The sequence below is a fragment of the Agreia bicolorata genome (assembly GCF_000938265.1).
Lineage (GTDB): Bacteria > Actinomycetota > Actinomycetes > Actinomycetales > Microbacteriaceae > Agreia > Agreia bicolorata.
In genome coordinates, this window is record NZ_JYFC01000002.1 from 264,979 (window position 1) to 282,050 (window position 17,072).

The following is a 17,072-nucleotide window of genomic DNA, read 5'->3' on the forward strand; positions in this document are numbered from 1 at the left end:
GGCAGACGATGACAGAGCCGGTGGATGCTGTGGGCGGCCCGAACGCACGGCGCTCGACACCGAGATGGCTGGTCGTGGCCGTCGCCGCGCTCGCCGCCGTTTTTGTGGTCGTGCTCTTCTTTGTGATCGGTCGGCACCTGCCCTGGTTCGATGACGCGCGGTCGGTGGAGCCGACATCCACGCCGACTGCCTCGGCAACGCCGGACGCGTCGCCCACACTCACGCCCACCGCGACCCCGACGGAGCCTGCGACTGCTCCGATCGGGCCTGTCGCCGCGGGAGTTCATCCGTGGAGCGACCTGCGCGGCGGCGAGTGCCTCGACCCGTTCGGCACGCCTTGGGACGAGACGTTCACCGTGGTCGATTGCGCGGCGCCTCACGCAGCTCAGCTCATCTCCCGTGTCTCGCTCAATCCCGACCCCGCAGCGGCCTACCCCGGCGAGGCTGCCATCACGGCACAACTGAATCTCGCTTGCACCGCACCGACCGTGCTCGATTTCGCGGCGGCGGGGGCCTACCCCGACGTGCAGTGGCAGGCGAGCTACCCGGTTTCAGATGCGCAGTGGGCCGCCGGTCAGCGCGAGTACTCGTGCTTCATTACGAGGTCATCAGGCGAGCAGCTCACAGGTTCTCTGCAGGTTCCTCCGGCTGCATAGGCACTCCTTCGGCCAGCGAGCTGAAGAGAATTTCCAGCGCGGTGCGGAGTGTTTTCGTGTCGGCAAGGTCAACAAAACCTGCGATGACCAGTGGTTTAGAGACACCCCCAAATAGGGATGGGTTGTAACCTTTTCGAGGGCGTCTGGATTTAATCGATAGAAACTTGGCTTTTCTGGGAAAGTGCCTATAGCCTCAATGAGACGCAGCATTCTCGCAGCATCACCTCTTTCGTTGGAAGAAACGCCGACGATGATCCCCCTGCTCGCCTATTTCAGGAGAACAATGTCTCGCTCAATCCTTTCCCGCCTCGGCGCGGGCCTCGTCGCAACGGCTCTCGTTGCCGGCGGATCACTTCTTATGGCCGCTCCTGCTTCCGCCGCTGGCGAGCCCAACACGATCACTGTTGCCAACACGGCCTTCCAGTCGGGTGCCGGTTGGGGCGAAGGCATCAAGGTTGCCGGAACGGATTTCCCGGCAACGACTGAGATCACCGTCGCCGCAGGCGTCGGCAACGGCCAGTCCGGCGACGGCTGGGGCAGCACCACGGTTACGACCGACGCTAACGGTGCCTTCAGCACCACGCTCATCCCCGAGAACGGTCCCACCAACGTGCGTGAGGGCTTCACCGCATCGGTGGTCGCCTCCTACCTCGACACCGACCCCGAGGCTCAAGAGGGCGCACGCATCTTCTCGAACGCCGTCGTCCTGCAGATCGCCGACTTCGTTCCCGCGCCGTTCACCACGACCATCGACCCCATCTGCCTCTCGGGCGTCGATGCTGCGACCACGGGCGTCAACGTCTCCGCCACCGGCTTCGGCCAGTTCGAAGAGGGCGTCGTCTACACGCTGACTGATGCTGCTGGCACCCAGATCGGTGACGCCGAGCCTGTCGGTATCGATGAGACGGGATCCGTTGCCGGAACCCTGACCCTCCAGACCACCCTCGACGGCGTGCCCTCCGGCCCGATCGCCGATGGCGTCTACACGATCACCTTCACCGGTTCGATCACCACCGCCGGTCTCGTGACCGTCGGCAACTGCGACGCTCCCGTCACCCCGGCCGAGGTTGTTCCCGCTGCTCCGCAGCTGGCCAACACGGGCTCCTCTGACGCGGGAATCCTCGTCGGTGGCTCCGCTCTAATGCTGCTCGTCGGTGCCGCCCTCATGGTTGCCCGTCGTCGCCAGAACGCCGCTGCGTAACTAATTCACCCGCCGTCTGACGGCACCCGAAGGGCCGAGACATCTGTCTCGGCCCTTCGTCGTTTCGGCTCATCCCCGTCGTCGCCTCGGCGCTTCCGTAGAGTGAGCAGCATGCGCCCGATCTTTCTGACCGCACTCGTCCTCATCGGACTCGGAGTGGCAGGTGTAGGTGGAGCCGCCTCGAGTGCGTCGGCGGCTGTCCATGCCGCACCCGCCGCATCCGGTCTGTCGACGGGAGTCGATGACTTCTCGTTCTCGTCGTACGACGCTGACTTCTATCTCGACACCGACGCCGACGGCAGGTCGACCCTGAAGACTGTTGAGACCTTCGTCGCCGATTTTCCCGAGGCCGACCAGAACCACGGAATCCGCCGCGCGATCCCTCTCGACTACGACGGTCACCCGACCGATGTCGATGTCGAGAGCGTCGTCGACGAGAACGGAGATCCGCGCCCGTTCGAGGCCGAGAAGAACGACGACGGTGACTTTCTCGTTGTCACTGTGCGCGCCGATGACTTCGTTCACGGAGCGCAGATCTACACGTTCACCTATACGCAGCACAACGTGACGAGGCACGACGAGGCCACCGATGTCGACGAGTTCTACTGGGACTCGGTCGGATTCGACTCGCTGCAGAGTTTCGGCTCTGCGACCGTGCGGCTGCACGTGCCCGATCGGCTCGCAGGGTCGCTGACGGGCGAGGGCAGCTGCTATTCGGGTCCCTACGCGTCGAACACGACATGCCCCATCGCGAGCGAGCAAGGCGACGGCGAGACGATCTTCACCGCGGGTGGTGTGCCCCTCGGTGCGCACGAGAACGTGACAGTGGCCGTCGGATTCGACGCTGCGACATTTGTCCCTCGCGATGACTCGTACCTGGGTGCGTGGCAGGGATGGGCGCAGCTGGCCGCGGCCCTGCTGGCCGTGACCGGCGCCGTTCTTGCGATCGTCTGGCGCGCGACGGGGCTTCGGGATGCCCGTGGTCGGCCGACCATCATCGCCGAGTACGCGCCGCCGCCCGGTGCCGATGTCTTCACCTCGGCCGTGATCCTGAAGCGCACGAGCCGCGCCGCGGCATCCGGATTCGTCGCCCTTGCCGTGCGGGGAAACCTGCAGATCGTCGAGAAGCCGAGCGATTCGATGTGGTCGAAGAAGCCCGAGTACTGGCTGCATGCGGTACACAGCGATGGGCTGTCGCGGCAGGAACTCGAGTTCTATCGGATGATCTTCGACGGAACGCCCGACAACAGGCGCGAACTCAAGAAGAACGACACGGAGCTTGCGACGGACGTACGAAAGTTCATCAAGGAGGCACGCGCGACAGCCGTGAAAGACGGCTACTTCAAGAAAGGCACCTCGGGCCGCAGTCTGCTGCTCGCGGTGATGGTGTTCGCGGCCGGCGTCGCGACGATGGTCTTCGGCTCGATACTGAACTCCGAATCGCGTGGCGGGTCACTGCCATTCGTTCCGATTGCCGTTGGTGTGCTGTGTGTCGCCATCTCGTGGCTCACGCTGTTCCGCACACCTCTCACGACGTCCGGTGCCGAGCTGCGGGACTACCTGAAGGGAGTCCAGCTATATCTGACGGTGGCGGAGGAGGAGCGATTCCGCATGCTGCAGAGCCCGGAGGGCGCCCTCAAAACGCAGGCTTCAACGCCGGATGGCGGCCAGATCGTGAAGATCTACGAGAAACTGCTGCCCTTCGCTGTTCTCTGGGGCGTCGAAGACGAGTGGGCCAAGGTGCTCGGAACGTACTACGAGCAGACCCAGACGCAGCCGCACTGGTACGGCGGATCGACCGGCTTCAACGCCGCGTATTTCGCGGCGAGCGTCGGATCGTTCGCGGCCACATCGGCCGCCGGGTACTCGGGCAGCTCCTCCAGCACGTCGTCGTCATCGAGCGGCGGATCGGGTGGTGGTGGCTTCTCTGGAGGCGGCGGTGGCGGTGGCGGAGTGGGCGGCGTCTGATCTGTCCACCCCTATTCAGGCGTCGTCGGCCCTCGTTAGCCTCGATCAATGACCAATTCTGCGAAGAGTGCCGCCCGCACAGCGGAGAACAGCAAGACGCTCGAGGTGCTTGCCCGAACCGGCTTCGCGGTGCTGGGGTTGCTGCACATTCTGATCGGTGCCATCGCCATCGGGCTCGTCGGAGGGTCGGGGGACTCTGCGGATCAGTCCGGGGCGTTGCGTGAACTGTCGTCGAAGCCGGGCGGAGTCGTGGTGCTCTGGGTCGTCGTGGTCGGCCTCTTCGCTCTGACTTTGTGGCAGATCGGCCAGGTATTCCTGGTCCATGAGACCGATCCGAAGAAGAAATGGGGTCGGCGTGCCTCTGAGTTGGGCAAGGGAATCGCCTACGGAGCTGTCGGCGCCACGGCCCTCACGTTCGCCCTTGGCGGCTCGTCGAGTTCGTCGGACTCGAGCCAAAGCCTCAGCGCGCGGTTGCTCGCTAGCCCGGGAGGCGTCATCCTGCTCGTGATCGTGGGACTGGTCGTCGCGGGCATCGGCGTGGCCTTCGTTGTTCAGGGTGTGCTCAAGAAGTTCGAGAAGAACCTCGTTATCCCCGCGGGCACGAAGGGCAAGGCCGTGCGCGGTCTGGGAATTGCCGGATACGTGGCGAAGGGGATCGCCCTGTTCGTCGTGGGCGTGCTGTTTGTAGTGGCAGCGGTGACTGCCGACCCGGAGAAGGCATCCGGTCTCGACGGTGCACTCAAGGCCCTTATCGACCTGCCCTTCGGCAAGGTGATCCTTGTCGCGGTCGGAGTAGGCCTGATCGCCTACGGCCTCTTCTGCGCGGCCCGCGCCCGCTGGGCGAGGCTCTGACGGCAATAGGTGCCTCTGTGGACATTGGGTACCGGTATACCTGGCACCACTGACCGCAGCGGGCACTGCTGACTAACGGGAGCAGGGCAGACCAGCCTCGAGCAGGATGCCGCGCAGCCGACCCCTCTTATTCACGTCACCCGGGATCCAGCGGCTGACTCCGTGGCCGTCTGATCGCAAATGATCCTCACGTATCTTCTCTTCGAAGACGGCGTCGCCCGGTGACATGCGATCGAGGTACTCGGGCTTGAGGTACTTGCCTTTTCCGTCGAATTCGCCGATGCGCCGGAACTCCGGCCATTCGAAGTCGACGTAGTAGTAGCCGCCGCGCGGATTGACGTGCCGCACCTGAAGTTCCGGCGCGGGGAATCCCAGTTCCGCTATGACGATACGGCTGTGGGTCTCACCCGCGTTGTCCGCTCCTGCCCGGCTGAACTCCACGGCTCGAAGAGCGCGGCTGGTGCCACGCACGGCGTCGAGCGCCGTGACGCCCGCGAGCAGCTCGGCCTTGGCCAGGGGCCTGAACAGTGTGGAGCGTCTGTCGTGCAGAGCGAAGTCGAGCGCCGTGACGGCAGTGACGAACGGGCTGATCCGAGCAAGATCGATCAGGGTGCGCAGCGGGGAGGTGACGAGGAGTCCGCCGACATCGACAATGTCTTCTTCCAGGAGGCGTTCTCTATGGACTGTCACTCCATTCTTGGAGCGGATGCTCGAGTCGGGAGGAACGACCACGTGCACTGTCGTCGGCATAGCAGGGCGGATGGGCATGCCCCAGAGCACCGCGGCAGAGAGGTGGCCGATAATCGGTCGGATGCGCCGAGTCTCGACGATGGCGTGCACCTGGGCGAGGTGCCTGGCGCGCGGAGTGAGATCGGCAATGCGCTCGCTCTCGGCATAGACGCCTCGATGAAGGCGCGTCGATGAGCCCAGCCGGTGCTGTCGCCTGACTTGGCGCGCTTCACTGGGCGTTATAGAGGAGCTCGAGGTGAGTATGAGGCCGGTGCGCGGGTCTCTGAGATGTTCGTCCATGGAGAAACACTCTCGCCCGCCGACGTGTCTCTCCGCCTAATCGGAGGATCTGGGGAGTACTCGCGCCCAACCGCTGATGGTCAGGAGCAGTCATCATCGCGGCAACAGGTGCCTCTGTGGACAACAGTTACCGGTATACCTGGCACCACTGACCGCAGCGGGCACTACTAGCGAGCTAGCGGGGCGCCGGTCAGATCTCGTCTGACTCGAATGGTTCTGTTCGGAGGAGGTCGCTCACTCCCGAGAGGATCTCGTCGGGGCGGAACGGGTACTTCTCGATCTCTGCCTGGTCGCTGATGCCCGTGAGCACCAGGATCGTGTGCAGGCCCGCCTCGATGCCGGCGACCACGTCGGTGTCCATGCGGTCGCCGATCATGCCCGTGTTCTCCGAGTGGGCGCCGATGCGGTTGAGGGCCGATCGGAACATCATGGGGTTGGGCTTGCCCACGACATAGGGCTCCATGCCCGTGGCCTTCGTGATGAGGGCGGCGACCGCGCCGGTGGCCGGCATCGGACCCTCGGCACTCGGCCCCGTCGCATCCGGATTCGTGACGATGAACCTCGCGCCCGCCGAGATCAGCCTGATCGCGCGGGTGATGGCCTCGAACGAGTAGTTGCGCGTCTCGCCGACCACCACGTAGTCGGGGTTCGTATCGGTCATGATGAAGCCCGCCTCGTGTAGTGCGGTGGTGATGCCGGCCTCGCCGATGACGAAGGCGCTGCCGCCGGGCATCTGCGACTTGAGGAAGCTGGCGGTGGCGAGTGCCGAGGTCCAGATCGCCTCTTCGGGCACCTCGAGACCGGATGCCCGCAGCCGGGCGCTGAGGTCGCGCGGCGTGTAGATGGAGTTGTTCGTGAGCACGAGATAGGGCTTGCCCTCGTCGCGCCACTGCTGGAGCAGCTCGGCCGCGCCGGGAAGCGCCCTGTTCTCATGCACGAGAACGCCGTCCATGTCGGTCAACCAGCATTCGATCTCATCGCGTCGAGCCATGGGAGAGTCCTTTCATAGCCTGCATCGCCCAGCCTAGCGGCGGCGGCTCGGCAGAGCTCAGGCCGGTGCCGAGATCCAGATCGACGAGCTGCCGGATGCCGACACGGGCACGAGCGGGCCGGTGTCGGCATCCGCATCGCTCGCCAGGGCGACCCGCACGATGAAGCCGGCACCGGCATCCCGCGAGACCACCGAGAGTGTGGTCGATGGCCGGATTCCGGCGGCGGCGAGCGAGAGGAGCAGCGACGGATCCCTGTCGCTGATACGCACGACCATGCCGGAGGTGCCGACGGCTGCTTGCGACAGCAGAAGGGCGGGCGAGTTCTCGACGCTGCCGTCTGCGGCGGGGATGGGGTCGCCGTGAGGGTCGCGGGTCGGATGCCCGAGGCGCGTATCGATGGCATCGAGAAGCCGGTCGCTGATCGAGTGCTCGAGAACCTCGGCCTCGTCGTGCACCTCGTGCCAGTCGTAGCCCATCTCGTCGACCAGCCAGGTCTCGATGAGCCGGTGCCGACGGATGACGCCCCGGGCTCGAGCCGTGCCCTCGGGGGTCAGGGTGAGTGGCTTGTAGGGCTCGTAGTTCACAAGACCCGCCGCGCTGAGCTTCTTCGCCATCTCGGTCACCGACGACGGCGCGACGCCCATCGTCGCAGCGAGTACCGACGGGGTCACGGGAGCAGACTGCCACTCCGTGTGGTGATAGATCGTCTTGAGGTAGTCCTCGGCGGCCGAGTCTGCGTTCGGCTGCGTTCGGCGCGCGACCTGATCCGGGATGCTCATGATCACACCAGCCTAGGGTCAGGCGGTCTGGAGTCACGCCCCCGTGAAGATGAGAACGAGCAGTGTCAGGTTGAGAGTGACGAGCAGTACCGACGCGACGATGCCGGCGACGGTGGTGTGCCAGCGATTGGTGAAGTCGCCCAGCAGCGCCCGGCGTGAGGTCAGCCAGACCAGGGGAATAAGGGCGAACGGGATTCCGAACGACAACACCACCTGGCTGACGACGAGCGCCCAGGTCGGGTCGACCCCGACCCCCAGAATGACGAGCGCCGGCACGAGGGTGACGAGTCGGCGCCAGACGATCGGGACGCGCACTCGAAGCAGGCCGTGCATGATCTCGGCCCCCGCGTAGGCCCCGACCGAGGTCGACGCGAGACCGGATGCGAGCAGACCGACGGCGAACAGGGTCGCGACGACGCCGCCCATGGCCTGACCGATGGCGGCGTGTGCGCCCTCGAGAGTGTCGGTGCCGGCGACCCCCTGGAGGGAGGTGGCGGCGAGCAGCAGGATGGCGAGATTCACGGTTCCCGCGATGAAGAGTGCGATCGTGACATCCCAGCGGGTGGCCGTGATGAGACGCTTCGTGGTGTGGTCGGCGGCGCGCACCACGAACCGGTCGCGGGTGAGGGCCGAGTGGGCGTAGATGGCGTGCGGCATGATCGTGGCGCCGAGAATGGATGCCGCGAGCAGCACCGAAGACGGGCCCTCGAAGCGGGGTACGAGACCCCCGACGACGGAGGCCGCGTCTGGAGGGTTGATGACGACGCCGGCCGCGAAGCCGACCGCGATGATCACGAGCATCGAGATGATGACGCGCTCGAATGTCTTCTGTCGCCCCGAGCCTTGAAGAACGAGCACCAGCATCGAGACGGTGCCGGTGACCAATCCGCCGAGCAGCAGTGGCAGATCGAACAGCAACGAAAGAGCGATGGCTCCGCCGATGATCTCGGCGAGATCCGTCGCCATAGCCACCAGCTCGGCCTGCACCCAGAAGAGGCGGCGACCCCAGACGGAGCCGATGCGTTCTCCCAGAAGCTCGGGCAGGCTTTTGCCGGTGACGATGCCGAGCTTCGCCGACAGGTACTGGATGAGCCACGCCATGACGTTGCCCAGCACCACGATCCAGACGAGGAGAAAGCCGAAGGTCGCGCCGGCGGTCATGTTGCTGGCCACGTTGCCCGGGTCGAGGTAGGCGACGCCGGCCACGAGGGCGGGCCCCAGCAGCCAGACGAGATGAGACCCGCGGGGCGCCGCCGGCTTCGTTGTCGGTGTGGGGGCGTGCAGCATGTGGCCACTGTAGCGAATTTTTAGGCGTGCCTAAAAATTCAACGTTCGTGGAGCTTGTCGAGATGCCCTTCGACAGGCTCAGGGAACGGGCCGGTAGCCTGAGGGGATGTCCGATGAGCCGATTCCCGCCGAGCAGAATCCGTCTGTCGAACTCACCACCAACGGAGTCGGCCCATGGCGGGGCGAACTTCCCGACGATGACTTCTACGATCCCGAGCTGCTGGCATCGGGCGACTCGCGCAACGTGATCGACCGCTATCGCTACTGGCGCATGGAGGCGATCGTCGCCGACCTCGATCTCACCCGCCACCCGTTTCATGTGGCCATCGAGAATTGGCAGCACGACCTCAACATCGGATCGATCGTGCGCAGTGCCAACGCGTTCGGCGCCGACACCGTGCACATCATCGGGCGCAGGCGATGGAACAAGCGCGGCGCGATGGTGACCGATCGCTACCAGCATGTGCTCCACCATCCCGACGTCGAGACCTTCGTGGCATGGGCGGCGGATGCGGGCCTGCCGGTGATCGCGATCGACAACGTGCCGGGCAGCGTCATTATCGAGACGTTCCCCCTGCCGGCCTCGTGCGTGCTGCTCTTCGGTCAGGAGGGTCCCGGGCTCTCGGCGCCGGCGCTCGAGGCGGCCGACGCGATCGTCGAGATCAGCCAGTTCGGTTCGACCCGCTCGATCAATGCATCGGCCGCCGCGGCCGTAGCGATGCACGCGTGGATTCTGCAGCACGTCACGTTCCACGGTTCCTCCGCGGATACACTGGCGACGTGACGTCTAAAGGCTCGCGAATCGGGGTAGCGATCGCCATCGTGGCCCTCACCCTGCCGATAGTCGCTCTCGGGGTCGTCTTCGCCGGCCTGGTCTCGGCGCCCATCGCATCGTCGGAGTCGGCGTCCGGCACCGATTCGGATGGCGAGGCCGCCATCGACAATCCGTTGCAGGGCGACTCCTTCTACGTCGATCCCGACTCTCTCGCCGCGAGGGCCGCCGCGGCATCGGCCGCCGCCGACGCCGGTGGGTCGGGCCTGCCCGCTACACCGTCGCCCAGCACCGAGGTGCTCGACAAGCTCGCCGCCGCACCGACAGCGATCTGGCTCGTGCCCGAGAGAAACCCGACCGCGACGGTTGCCGCAACGGTGACCCAGATCCTCAACTCGGCCGAGGCTGAGGGATCCACACCGATCTTCGTCGTCTACGGGGTGCCTAACCGCGATTGCGGAAACCAGTCCGCCGGTGGCCTCACGGCCGCCGAGTACCCGCTGTGGACTGCTGAGATCGCCGGAGCCGTCGCCGACCGATCAGCCATCGTCATCCTCGAACCCGATGCGCTCGCCCTCGCGACCCAGTGCGGCAATGTCGACGAGCGTGTTGCCGAGATCAAAGGAGCGGTCGACGCCTTTGCGTCGACCAAGGCCATTGTGTACCTCGATGGCGGGCACTCGACGTGGCTTTCCGCCGCACAGATGGCCGACCTGCTGACCCGCGCGGGGATCGCCGAGACACGGGGCTTCGCGACGAACGTGTCGAACTACAACGCCACCGTCAAAGAACGCGCATACGGCGAGAAACTCTCCGCGCTCACGGGCGACTCGCACTATGTCATCGACACCGGTCGAAACGGCAACGGATCGAATGGCGAGTGGTGCAATCCCCCGGGTCGCGCGCTGGGAGTCACATCGAGCGTCGTGACCGACGCAGGCCACCTCGACGCACAACTGTGGATCAAGCCACCGGGAGAGAGCGACGGCGCGTGCAACGGCGGGCCGGCCGCCGGAACCTGGTGGCCCGAGAGCGCGAGCGAGCTCGCCGCGAATGCCGGCTGGTAATGGCGCCCGCTGATCGCGCCCTTTGATAGGGTGCACCGTACGTCGAAGGATTGGGGATCGCTGTGGGCTTTGACGCGCAAGAGCGACGGATGGCTGTCATCATCGAGGATGACGCAGACATCCGGCATTTGCTCGAAAGCGTGCTCACCCAGGCGGGGTTCGACGTGATCGCCACGAGCAACGGGCACGACGGCATTCAGGCAGTGCGGGCCTACGAGCCGATCGTCACCACTCTCGATGTGAGCATGCCCGGCATGGATGGCTTCGAGGTGGCCAAGCGCCTGCGTACCTTCAGTCAAACGTACATCGTGATGCTCACGGCGCGCGACGAGGAGATCGACACGCTGCAGGGCCTCGAGGCCGGCGCCGACGACTATCTGACCAAACCGTTCCGCCCTCGCGAGCTGCGGGCGCGCATCGATGCGATGCTCCGTCGTCCCCGTATGGCCTTCGCCGACGATGCTGCCGTGGTCGCCCCTGCTGTTCCGGCCCCTCCCGCTCCTTCGCCGGCCGCTGCACCCGAGGCTCCGGCTGCTGCCGTGCCCGCCGCTGTGCCGGTCGTTCCCGTGGTGGCGCCGTCAGTCGAGCCAGCCCCTCACACGGGTGCGCATGCCGCGCCTGCCGTTCCGGATGCCGCGTCCTCGGCCGTGCGCGAAACGTCGGAGGACAGCGGGGAAGGCTGGATCGAGCACAACGGCCTTCGTCTCAACCGCGAGATGCGCCTCGCCTCGCTCGACGGCAGAGATCTCGACCTCACTCGTACCGAATTCGACCTGCTTGTTGCGGTTGTCGAATCGAAGCGTCGGGTGCGAACCAAGGCCGACCTCGCCCTGCTGCTGCGTGGCGAGAGCTACGTGACCGCGTACTACGTCACCGAGGCCGACAAGCGGGCGGTCGAGGTGCACATGGGCAATCTGCGCAAGAAGCTCGGCGACAGCCTCACGACTCCTCGTTGGCTCGAGACCGTGCGCGGCGTGGGGTACAGGCTCGCGGCGGCAGACGAATAGAACTCAGACGCTCGCGCTCAGAGGGAACCGTGTGGCGAGTTCGATGCACGTCTCTTGCCCGACCTGGTCGAGCCGACCGAGATGACGGGCGCACCCGTCGAGATCGTGACGATCGAGCGAGCTGAGTATCAGAGATGCGGTTGCCTCGATGACCTGTGCGCCGATCATCCTGCTCGACGACCGAATGCTGAGGAGCACAACGTGCGCCTCCGAGGCATCGCGGCTGTCGAGGGCATTCGTCAGCCTCTGGACACGGGTATCCCAGAGGCTGACGAAATCGCGGGCGAAGCGGGAACGTGCGCCCTCGTCCCATCCCACCGCAGTGAGCAGGTCGCGGAGGGCGTCCTCATCGAGTAGGCGACTCATACCTTGTAACCGTGGTGGCGTTTGACCAGCTTCGCGAACATGGTGAGTGTCTGCAGAACGGTGATGACACCGAGCACAGGCCATCCGATCCAGAGGATGGTCGACTGGGCCATGATCGGCAGCTGCATCCAGATGACGACCAGGGCCACGACGATACCGGCGGCGACGAGCAGCGGGGTGAGGTAGGCGTTGCCGGATCCGCGCTCGGCCTTGGCCTGCTCGGCCCAGTTGTCGACCTGCTTGTTACTGGCGAACTTCGACCACGCGCGAACGAAGTGGCCGATGCGAACCCACATGTAGAGCTCGGCGGGGAACACCGCCATGGCGAAGAAGGTGTCTCTCCAGCTGCGGTTCTTCATTGAGGCGGCGGTGCGCGAGTTCAGCGCGATGGCGACGACCGGCGGGATGAGCCAGACGGGGCTGAAGACGAATGCGCCGATCGAGAGCGACGCAATGAGCAGAAGGAAGAACAGGCCGCGGGTCACGATGTTGGCGACCATCGAGAAGTTCTCGAGCCAGCGCAGACGCAGGTTCGGGTGGAAGGGCTGGCCCTTCGTGTCGCCGCGCTGTCCGGGCCACATGAGCTCGATGGCACCGAAGTTCCACTTGACCTGCTGGGCGTCGAGGCCTCGGAGAGACGTCATGCCGCCGACATTGGCGCGGGCTCGGGCCGAGATCTTGGTGAGATACCCGGCGCTCTTGATCTGAAGTGACAGAAGGGAGTCCTCGACCTCCGAGTCCTTCACCCACGGCGTTGCCTGGTGGCTGTCGGCCATGACCTCGCGCAGTGCCTTGATGGAGAAGATCGAGAACTGGCCGCCGAGAACGGCCATGTTGCGGCCGCGGAGCATGTTCTGCATGTTGAACGCGGCGAACTGTGCGCGCTGTCCCGAGATGAGGAACTTGGCCATCGTTCCTGTGATGGGAGCTTCGTCGATCGAGTAGATCGCCGAGATGCCGCCGATGCGAGTGTCTGATGCGATTTCGGCCTCGAGAGACTCCAAGGCTGTCGAGTCTGCCGTGGTGTCGCCATCGACGCCCAGCAGATAGTCGCATCCTTCAACGAGCGAATAGCCGTAGTTGAGAGCACCGACCTTTTTGTCGGGGTTCTCTCCGATGTCGTGAATGAAGACCTCGGTCTCTTGCGTCACACCGTTGTCGGTGCGGCTGTGCGGGCCGGCGAACTCGCTCGCGATCTCGACCGTTTTGTCTGTGGAGTTGTTGACCACCACGTGGATGACATCCGGAAGGCGGGTCTGTGCGAGGAGCGATTCGAGAACCTCGGCTATCGAGTCGGCCTCGTTATAAGCCGGAACGATGCAGCCAACCATCGGGCGATAGCTCGGGAGCGCATCGACGATCCCGATGAACTCGGTCGCGTAGGCGGCGAGGGTGGGGTCGACGGCCGGCTGGGGCTTCACGTATCGGTTCGTGTTGGTCATGAGTGCAACTCTGGCGTAGCTAAATCAGGCTTTGGACAAGCCAAAAGCAAGGTCTCCACAAGATATGCTCAAGATTCGCGCATCCCCCTGCCCGGGGGTGTCCGGCGGCGGCATGGGAGTGGCGGCATGATTCGAAGAAGTTGGAAGAACGCGGCTGCGACCGCCGCGATCGGATCCGTTATCGTCTTGGCGATGAGCGGATGCGGCACGGCCCCGTGGGCGGTCGACACAACGTCCGCCGCGACGACGTCGACTCCGACCCCGAAGGCCACGATCACCTCGATCGTCAACGAGCTCGCCACGGGTTCGGCGCAGCACCAGCTGCAGGCCGGTGACGTTGCGCTCACCGCCAATTACTGGTCGACCCTGAGTATGGATCAGTGGAAGGCCGACTCCAACAAGCCCATCAGCTTCTCGTTGGTCGGGGCTCTCGGCACCGATGACGGGCAGGGGGTCTACCTGTCGCGGGTAAGTCTCGCCGTCGCCGTGGCCGGCCCTAATGGATCGCTCGAGGCGCCGGCCCCGCTGAGCGACCAGTCGACAGTGGCGCCTGGTTACGACATCAAGTCGCCCTACAGCTACAGCCAGACCTTCATTCTGCCGGCCATCGACCCGGCCGCCACGAGTGTTACGCTCTCGTTCACCTACGAGCTGCTCATTCAGACGACCCCGACATCGGGAACCTACGCGAAGCAGACAGCGAGCGATCAGATCACCGTCGCGATCGCAGAGTAGCTCAGTCGGTGGTGCCGACGACGATGTGGTTTCCGCCGGCGGACTTGCTCTGCTCCACCGACTCCACCACGGCGGCTGTCAGCCCCGGCAGCGAGTAGCCGTGATCGAACGTTGTGGCGACTCCTAGGCTCGCCGTGAGCCTGATCGTCTGCCGCTCGGGTAGCGGTGTGTCGACGAGTGCGATCTGGATGCGCTCGGCGATCGTGAGTGCCTCGGTCTCGCTGGCGACGGCGGCCAGCACGAAGAAACGGCCGGCCGATGGATGCCCGATGGTCGCCATCACCGGAACGGTGGCGCGGAGTGCCTGTGCGAAGGCCGAGATCGCCTCATCGCCTGTCTCGCGTCCGAATGCGATGTTCACCTCGGGCAGCCGATCGACGTCGGCGCCGATCAGGGCCATGCCGAGCCGAGCCGAGTCAGCACGCTCGAGGTGGTCCCCGGCTGCCTGGGAGAAGGCCTGCGCCGACAGAACGCCGGATCGAGACATGATGCCTTCGCTGAGGTCTCCCACCGCGCTGTCTGCACCGCGCTCGGCCCGCAGTACCGAGACGGTGATCGCCGCGCTGATGATCAGCGCCATCGTGATGACCGCGGCGACACCCGAGTTGAAGTAGGTGGTGAAGGCCTTGCCTTCCGCTCCGGAGAAGAGGAAGGCTACGGTGCGCGCCAGCATAAAGACCGCGACGATCCAGAGAATGCTGCTGAGTGCGCGCCCGTTAAGATTGCGGCGGAGTTTGCCGTGCTGGAATTCGAGGGCGCCGAGGCTGCAGAGGAGTGCGAGTCCGAGCCAGAGAACCGGCGCGCCAGCCCAGGTTCCCGCGCCTGGAGTCTGCAGCGCGGTGGCTGCGACAACCACGAGCGCGATCGCCGCGACGACCCAGAGACGGCGTGAACGGCGGTTGTACCGCCTGGCGCCGCACCACAGCGCACCGATGGAGACGACGTAGGCGGCATTTCCGACGAGCAGCCCCCACCAGGCATCGGGGGCAGTCGCCTCGACGCCGTAGCCGGCAGCCACGACGATGCCGCTGATGAACCCGAGGCTCCAGACGCGGCCGGCGGCATCATTGCGCGTGAATGAGGTGCTGAGAATAAACGAGACGCCGCACAGCACGACGGCGAGGCTCGACATGGTCATCAGAGTGTAGACATCGAGGTTCATGGGGCGGCCTTCGATTCGGGCGACGAATCCCCAGCGGGCTCGCGGTCTTTCATGGGAATGGACATGATCGCGGTCGTGCCCTTGCCTCGTGCGGACTCGAGACGCAGCTCGCCGCCGTGCCGATGCACGATGTCTCGGCTGATGCTGAGCCCGAGGCCCGAGCCGTGCACGGCCGAGTTGCGCACCGAGTCGGCCCGGTAGAACCGGTCGAACAGACGCGCCTGCTCGGCATCCGTCATGCCTCGCCCCGTGTCGTGCACACGAAGCTCGGCCGTGCCGTCTGGTGTCGCTCTCAGCGACACATCGATGTGGCCATAGCCCACGTTGTACTTCACGGCATTCGAGAGGATGTTGTCGACGACCTGGCGGAGGCGGAACGCATCGGCATCGAAAACCAGCGGCTCGAGCTCCGGAGTCGTGAAGGTGATGTGGCTGATGGACGCGACAGGGGTGATCGATTCGATGCCGTCGCGCACGATCTGGGCCAGATCGCACGGCGCGAAGACCATCAGCAGAGTTTGCGTCGATTCGCTCGCCGCAGCGAGCAGATCGGCCACAATGGCGAGCATTCGGTCGGCGTTGCGCGAGGTGACCTCGAGCATCGCGCGGGCCGTGTCGGGGATGTCCTCGTCGAGGGCCAGCTCGGTATAGCCCACGATCGAGGTCAGCGGTGTGCGCAGTTCGTGTGACACCGATGCGACGAGGTCATCGCGTGCCTTCACGGCCTTCAGCTCGGCGGTGACGTCACGGAAGACGATGACGCCGCCGTCGTAGTCGCCCTGCTCGTCGATCACGGGGCGCGAGGAGGTGAGGATGGCAGCCTGTTCGTCTCCGGGCTCGCCGAACCAGACCGTCTCGCGGTCGATCGTCTCGCCGCGCAGAGCCCTCTGAATAGGCCTGTCGTATTCCTCGTAGGGCGTTGTGCGGTCTTCGCGGTAGACGACCGCGGGAACGATCGATTCCTCGCCGAGAGCGAAGGGCGCAACCATCTCGCGTTGCGCCCTGTTGATCAGGTTGATGCGTGCCGACCCGTCGAAGCCGATCACACCGAAGTCCACGGCGTCGAAGAGTTCGTCGAGCGTCTGTTTTTGTCGCCTCGAGCTCTGCAGTGCCTGCTCGAAGAGATGGGCCTGCTGCTGCAGCAGCGACCGTTGCGCGGACGCTCTTCGGGTTGTCGAATAGACGGTGGTGGCGACGAAGGCGAGCACGATCGGAACAATGCCGAGACGTGGAAGGATTGCAGGATCGATCGTCTTATCGCTGTCGCGCATGAACTCTCCGCCCCAGATGAGCAGCGCAGGGAGCACGACCGAGACAGCGCCACCCCAGAAGCCGAAGTGCATCGACATCCAGATCGCTGGAAAGACGAAGAGAAGAGTTGCGCCCAGCTGCGGTTGATCCTGGCGGATGAGCGCGATCGCCAGGATGTCGAGCAGAGGGAGACACGCGATCCAGATTTTGGCGATTCTGCGCCAGGGAACGGCGGCGGCGAGCCCTGTGACGGCGAAGATGGCGACGACTCCGGCGAAGAACATCGGCGACGAGAGCGCGAGCGGATCGACCACGAATGAGATCATCGCGAGCACCAGCGTTGCGCCGGCGAGCAGCAGTTGCGAGAGGAAGACGCTGCGCTCGACGGCGGAACGGACCATCGCCCTACTGTTCTCCGAAACAGCTACCACATGTCGTAGCGTAGCAACCGCTTCGCGTGGTGAAATACCCAGGCGCTCTGGCGATTTCACGGCGTAGGGTCGACC

The 17,072-nt window shown here is 65.1% G+C and carries 16 protein-coding genes; 8 read left to right on the plus strand and 8 right to left on the minus strand.

Features of this window, described 5'->3' with window-relative positions; all coding sequences use genetic code 11:
• Window positions 1–8: 8 nt before the first annotated feature.
• From TZ00_RS04740 to TZ00_RS04755, 4 genes are all read left to right on the plus strand, one after another.
• Entirely contained in the window at window positions 9–656 is a 648-nt protein-coding gene (locus tag TZ00_RS04740; RefSeq protein WP_052521284.1) for a septum formation family protein, read from the plus strand.
• Window positions 657–939: 283 nt separating this feature from the next.
• Window positions 940–1,857 (plus strand): LPXTG cell wall anchor domain-containing protein, encoded by a 918-nt coding sequence (locus TZ00_RS18690; RefSeq protein ID WP_052521287.1) that lies wholly within the window; start codon window positions 940–942, stop codon window positions 1,855–1,857.
• A gap of 111 nt (window positions 1,858–1,968) precedes the next feature.
• Window positions 1,969–3,825, plus strand: a complete 1,857-nt coding sequence (locus TZ00_RS19905; RefSeq protein WP_044439697.1) for a DUF2207 domain-containing protein — start codon at window positions 1,969–1,971, stop codon at window positions 3,823–3,825.
• 48 nt (window positions 3,826–3,873) lie between these two features.
• Entirely contained in the window at window positions 3,874–4,677 is an 804-nt protein-coding gene (locus TZ00_RS04755; protein ID WP_044439698.1) for a DUF1206 domain-containing protein, read from the plus strand.
• Between the two features lie 72 nt (window positions 4,678–4,749).
• On the opposite strand, the gene TZ00_RS04760 is transcribed toward TZ00_RS04755, so the two are convergent.
• From TZ00_RS04760 to TZ00_RS04775, 4 genes are all read right to left on the minus strand, one after another.
• Window positions 4,750–5,706 carry a type IV toxin-antitoxin system AbiEi family antitoxin domain-containing protein gene (locus TZ00_RS04760; RefSeq protein WP_044439699.1) on the minus strand — a complete coding sequence of 319 codons (957 nt, stop codon included), beginning with the start codon at window positions 5,704–5,706 and terminating at the stop codon, window positions 4,750–4,752.
• A 190-nt stretch (window positions 5,707–5,896) separates the two neighbouring features.
• Window positions 5,897–6,697: an HAD-IIA family hydrolase gene (locus TZ00_RS04765; RefSeq protein WP_044439700.1), complete on the minus strand. Its 801-nt coding sequence runs from the start codon at window positions 6,695–6,697 to the stop codon at window positions 5,897–5,899.
• A 57-nt stretch (window positions 6,698–6,754) separates the two neighbouring features.
• Window positions 6,755–7,477 (minus strand): metal-dependent transcriptional regulator, encoded by a 723-nt coding sequence (locus TZ00_RS04770; RefSeq protein WP_044440313.1) that lies wholly within the window; start codon window positions 7,475–7,477, stop codon window positions 6,755–6,757.
• A 33-nt stretch (window positions 7,478–7,510) separates the two neighbouring features.
• Window positions 7,511–8,764, minus strand: coding sequence for an Nramp family divalent metal transporter (locus TZ00_RS04775; protein ID WP_044439701.1), 1,254 nt, complete (start codon window positions 8,762–8,764; stop codon window positions 7,511–7,513).
• Window positions 8,765–8,870: 106 nt separating this feature from the next.
• On the opposite strand from TZ00_RS04775, the gene TZ00_RS04780 reads away from it, so the two are divergent.
• From TZ00_RS04780 to TZ00_RS04790, 3 genes are all read left to right on the plus strand, one after another.
• Window positions 8,871–9,548, plus strand: coding sequence for a TrmH family RNA methyltransferase (locus TZ00_RS04780; RefSeq protein WP_044439702.1), 678 nt, complete (start codon window positions 8,871–8,873; stop codon window positions 9,546–9,548).
• Window positions 9,545–10,603, plus strand: a complete 1,059-nt coding sequence (locus TZ00_RS04785; RefSeq protein WP_052521289.1) for a glycoside hydrolase family 6 protein — start codon at window positions 9,545–9,547, stop codon at window positions 10,601–10,603. Before TZ00_RS04780 ends, TZ00_RS04785 begins: the two co-directional genes overlap by 4 nt.
• Before the next feature lie 89 nt (window positions 10,604–10,692).
• Entirely contained in the window at window positions 10,693–11,610 is a 918-nt protein-coding gene (locus TZ00_RS04790; protein ID WP_044439703.1) for a response regulator transcription factor, read from the plus strand.
• Window positions 11,611–11,613: 3 nt separating this feature from the next.
• Here the strand turns inward: TZ00_RS04790 and TZ00_RS04795 are convergent, their stop codons facing one another.
• Window positions 11,614–11,976: an Hpt domain-containing protein gene (locus TZ00_RS04795; RefSeq protein WP_044439704.1), complete on the minus strand. Its 363-nt coding sequence runs from the start codon at window positions 11,974–11,976 to the stop codon at window positions 11,614–11,616.
• Window positions 11,973–13,418 (minus strand): glycosyltransferase family 2 protein, encoded by a 1,446-nt coding sequence (locus TZ00_RS04800; protein ID WP_044439705.1) that lies wholly within the window; start codon window positions 13,416–13,418, stop codon window positions 11,973–11,975. Before TZ00_RS04800 ends, TZ00_RS04795 begins: the two co-directional genes overlap by 4 nt.
• Window positions 13,419–13,544: 126 nt before the next feature.
• Between TZ00_RS04800 and TZ00_RS04805 the strand changes: the two genes are divergently transcribed.
• Window positions 13,545–14,153, plus strand: a complete 609-nt coding sequence (locus TZ00_RS04805; protein ID WP_044439706.1) for a hypothetical protein — start codon at window positions 13,545–13,547, stop codon at window positions 14,151–14,153.
• A gap of 1 nt (window position 14,154) precedes the next feature.
• On the opposite strand, the gene TZ00_RS04810 is transcribed toward TZ00_RS04805, so the two are convergent.
• Both TZ00_RS04810 and TZ00_RS04815 read right to left on the minus strand, forming a co-directional pair.
• Entirely contained in the window at window positions 14,155–15,315 is a 1,161-nt protein-coding gene (locus tag TZ00_RS04810; RefSeq protein ID WP_044439707.1) for a GGDEF domain-containing protein, read from the minus strand.
• Entirely contained in the window at window positions 15,312–16,967 is a 1,656-nt protein-coding gene (locus TZ00_RS04815; RefSeq protein ID WP_044439708.1) for a sensor histidine kinase, read from the minus strand. Before TZ00_RS04815 ends, TZ00_RS04810 begins: the two co-directional genes overlap by 4 nt.
• Window positions 16,968–17,072: the final 105 nt, after the last annotated feature.

Bases quoted from the DNA above. Each gene is read 5' to 3' on its own strand.
- TZ00_RS04740 (WP_052521284.1), top strand. From the start codon at position 9: ATGACAGAGCCGGTGGATGCTGTGGGCGGCCCGAACGCACGGCGCTCG.
- TZ00_RS18690 (WP_052521287.1), top strand. From the start codon at position 940: ATGTCTCGCTCAATCCTTTCCCGCCTCGGCGCGGGCCTCGTCGCAACG.
- TZ00_RS19905 (WP_044439697.1), top strand. From the start codon at position 1,969: ATGCGCCCGATCTTTCTGACCGCACTCGTCCTCATCGGACTCGGAGTG.
- TZ00_RS04755 (WP_044439698.1), top strand. From the start codon at position 3,874: ATGACCAATTCTGCGAAGAGTGCCGCCCGCACAGCGGAGAACAGCAAG.
- TZ00_RS04760 (WP_044439699.1), bottom strand. From the start codon at position 5,706: ATGGACGAACATCTCAGAGACCCGCGCACCGGCCTCATACTCACCTCG.
- TZ00_RS04765 (WP_044439700.1), bottom strand. From the start codon at position 6,697: ATGGCTCGACGCGATGAGATCGAATGCTGGTTGACCGACATGGACGGC.
- TZ00_RS04770 (WP_044440313.1), bottom strand. From the start codon at position 7,477: ATGAGCATCCCGGATCAGGTCGCGCGCCGAACGCAGCCGAACGCAGAC.
- TZ00_RS04775 (WP_044439701.1), bottom strand. From the start codon at position 8,764: ATGCTGCACGCCCCCACACCGACAACGAAGCCGGCGGCGCCCCGCGGG.
- TZ00_RS04780 (WP_044439702.1), top strand. From the start codon at position 8,871: ATGTCCGATGAGCCGATTCCCGCCGAGCAGAATCCGTCTGTCGAACTC.
- TZ00_RS04790 (WP_044439703.1), top strand. From the start codon at position 10,693: ATGGCTGTCATCATCGAGGATGACGCAGACATCCGGCATTTGCTCGAA.
- TZ00_RS04795 (WP_044439704.1), bottom strand. From the start codon at position 11,976: ATGAGTCGCCTACTCGATGAGGACGCCCTCCGCGACCTGCTCACTGCG.
- TZ00_RS04800 (WP_044439705.1), bottom strand. From the start codon at position 13,418: ATGACCAACACGAACCGATACGTGAAGCCCCAGCCGGCCGTCGACCCC.
- TZ00_RS04805 (WP_044439706.1), top strand. From the start codon at position 13,545: ATGATTCGAAGAAGTTGGAAGAACGCGGCTGCGACCGCCGCGATCGGA.
- TZ00_RS04810 (WP_044439707.1), bottom strand. From the start codon at position 15,315: ATGAACCTCGATGTCTACACTCTGATGACCATGTCGAGCCTCGCCGTC.
- TZ00_RS04815 (WP_044439708.1), bottom strand. From the start codon at position 16,967: ATGGTCCGTTCCGCCGTCGAGCGCAGCGTCTTCCTCTCGCAACTGCTG.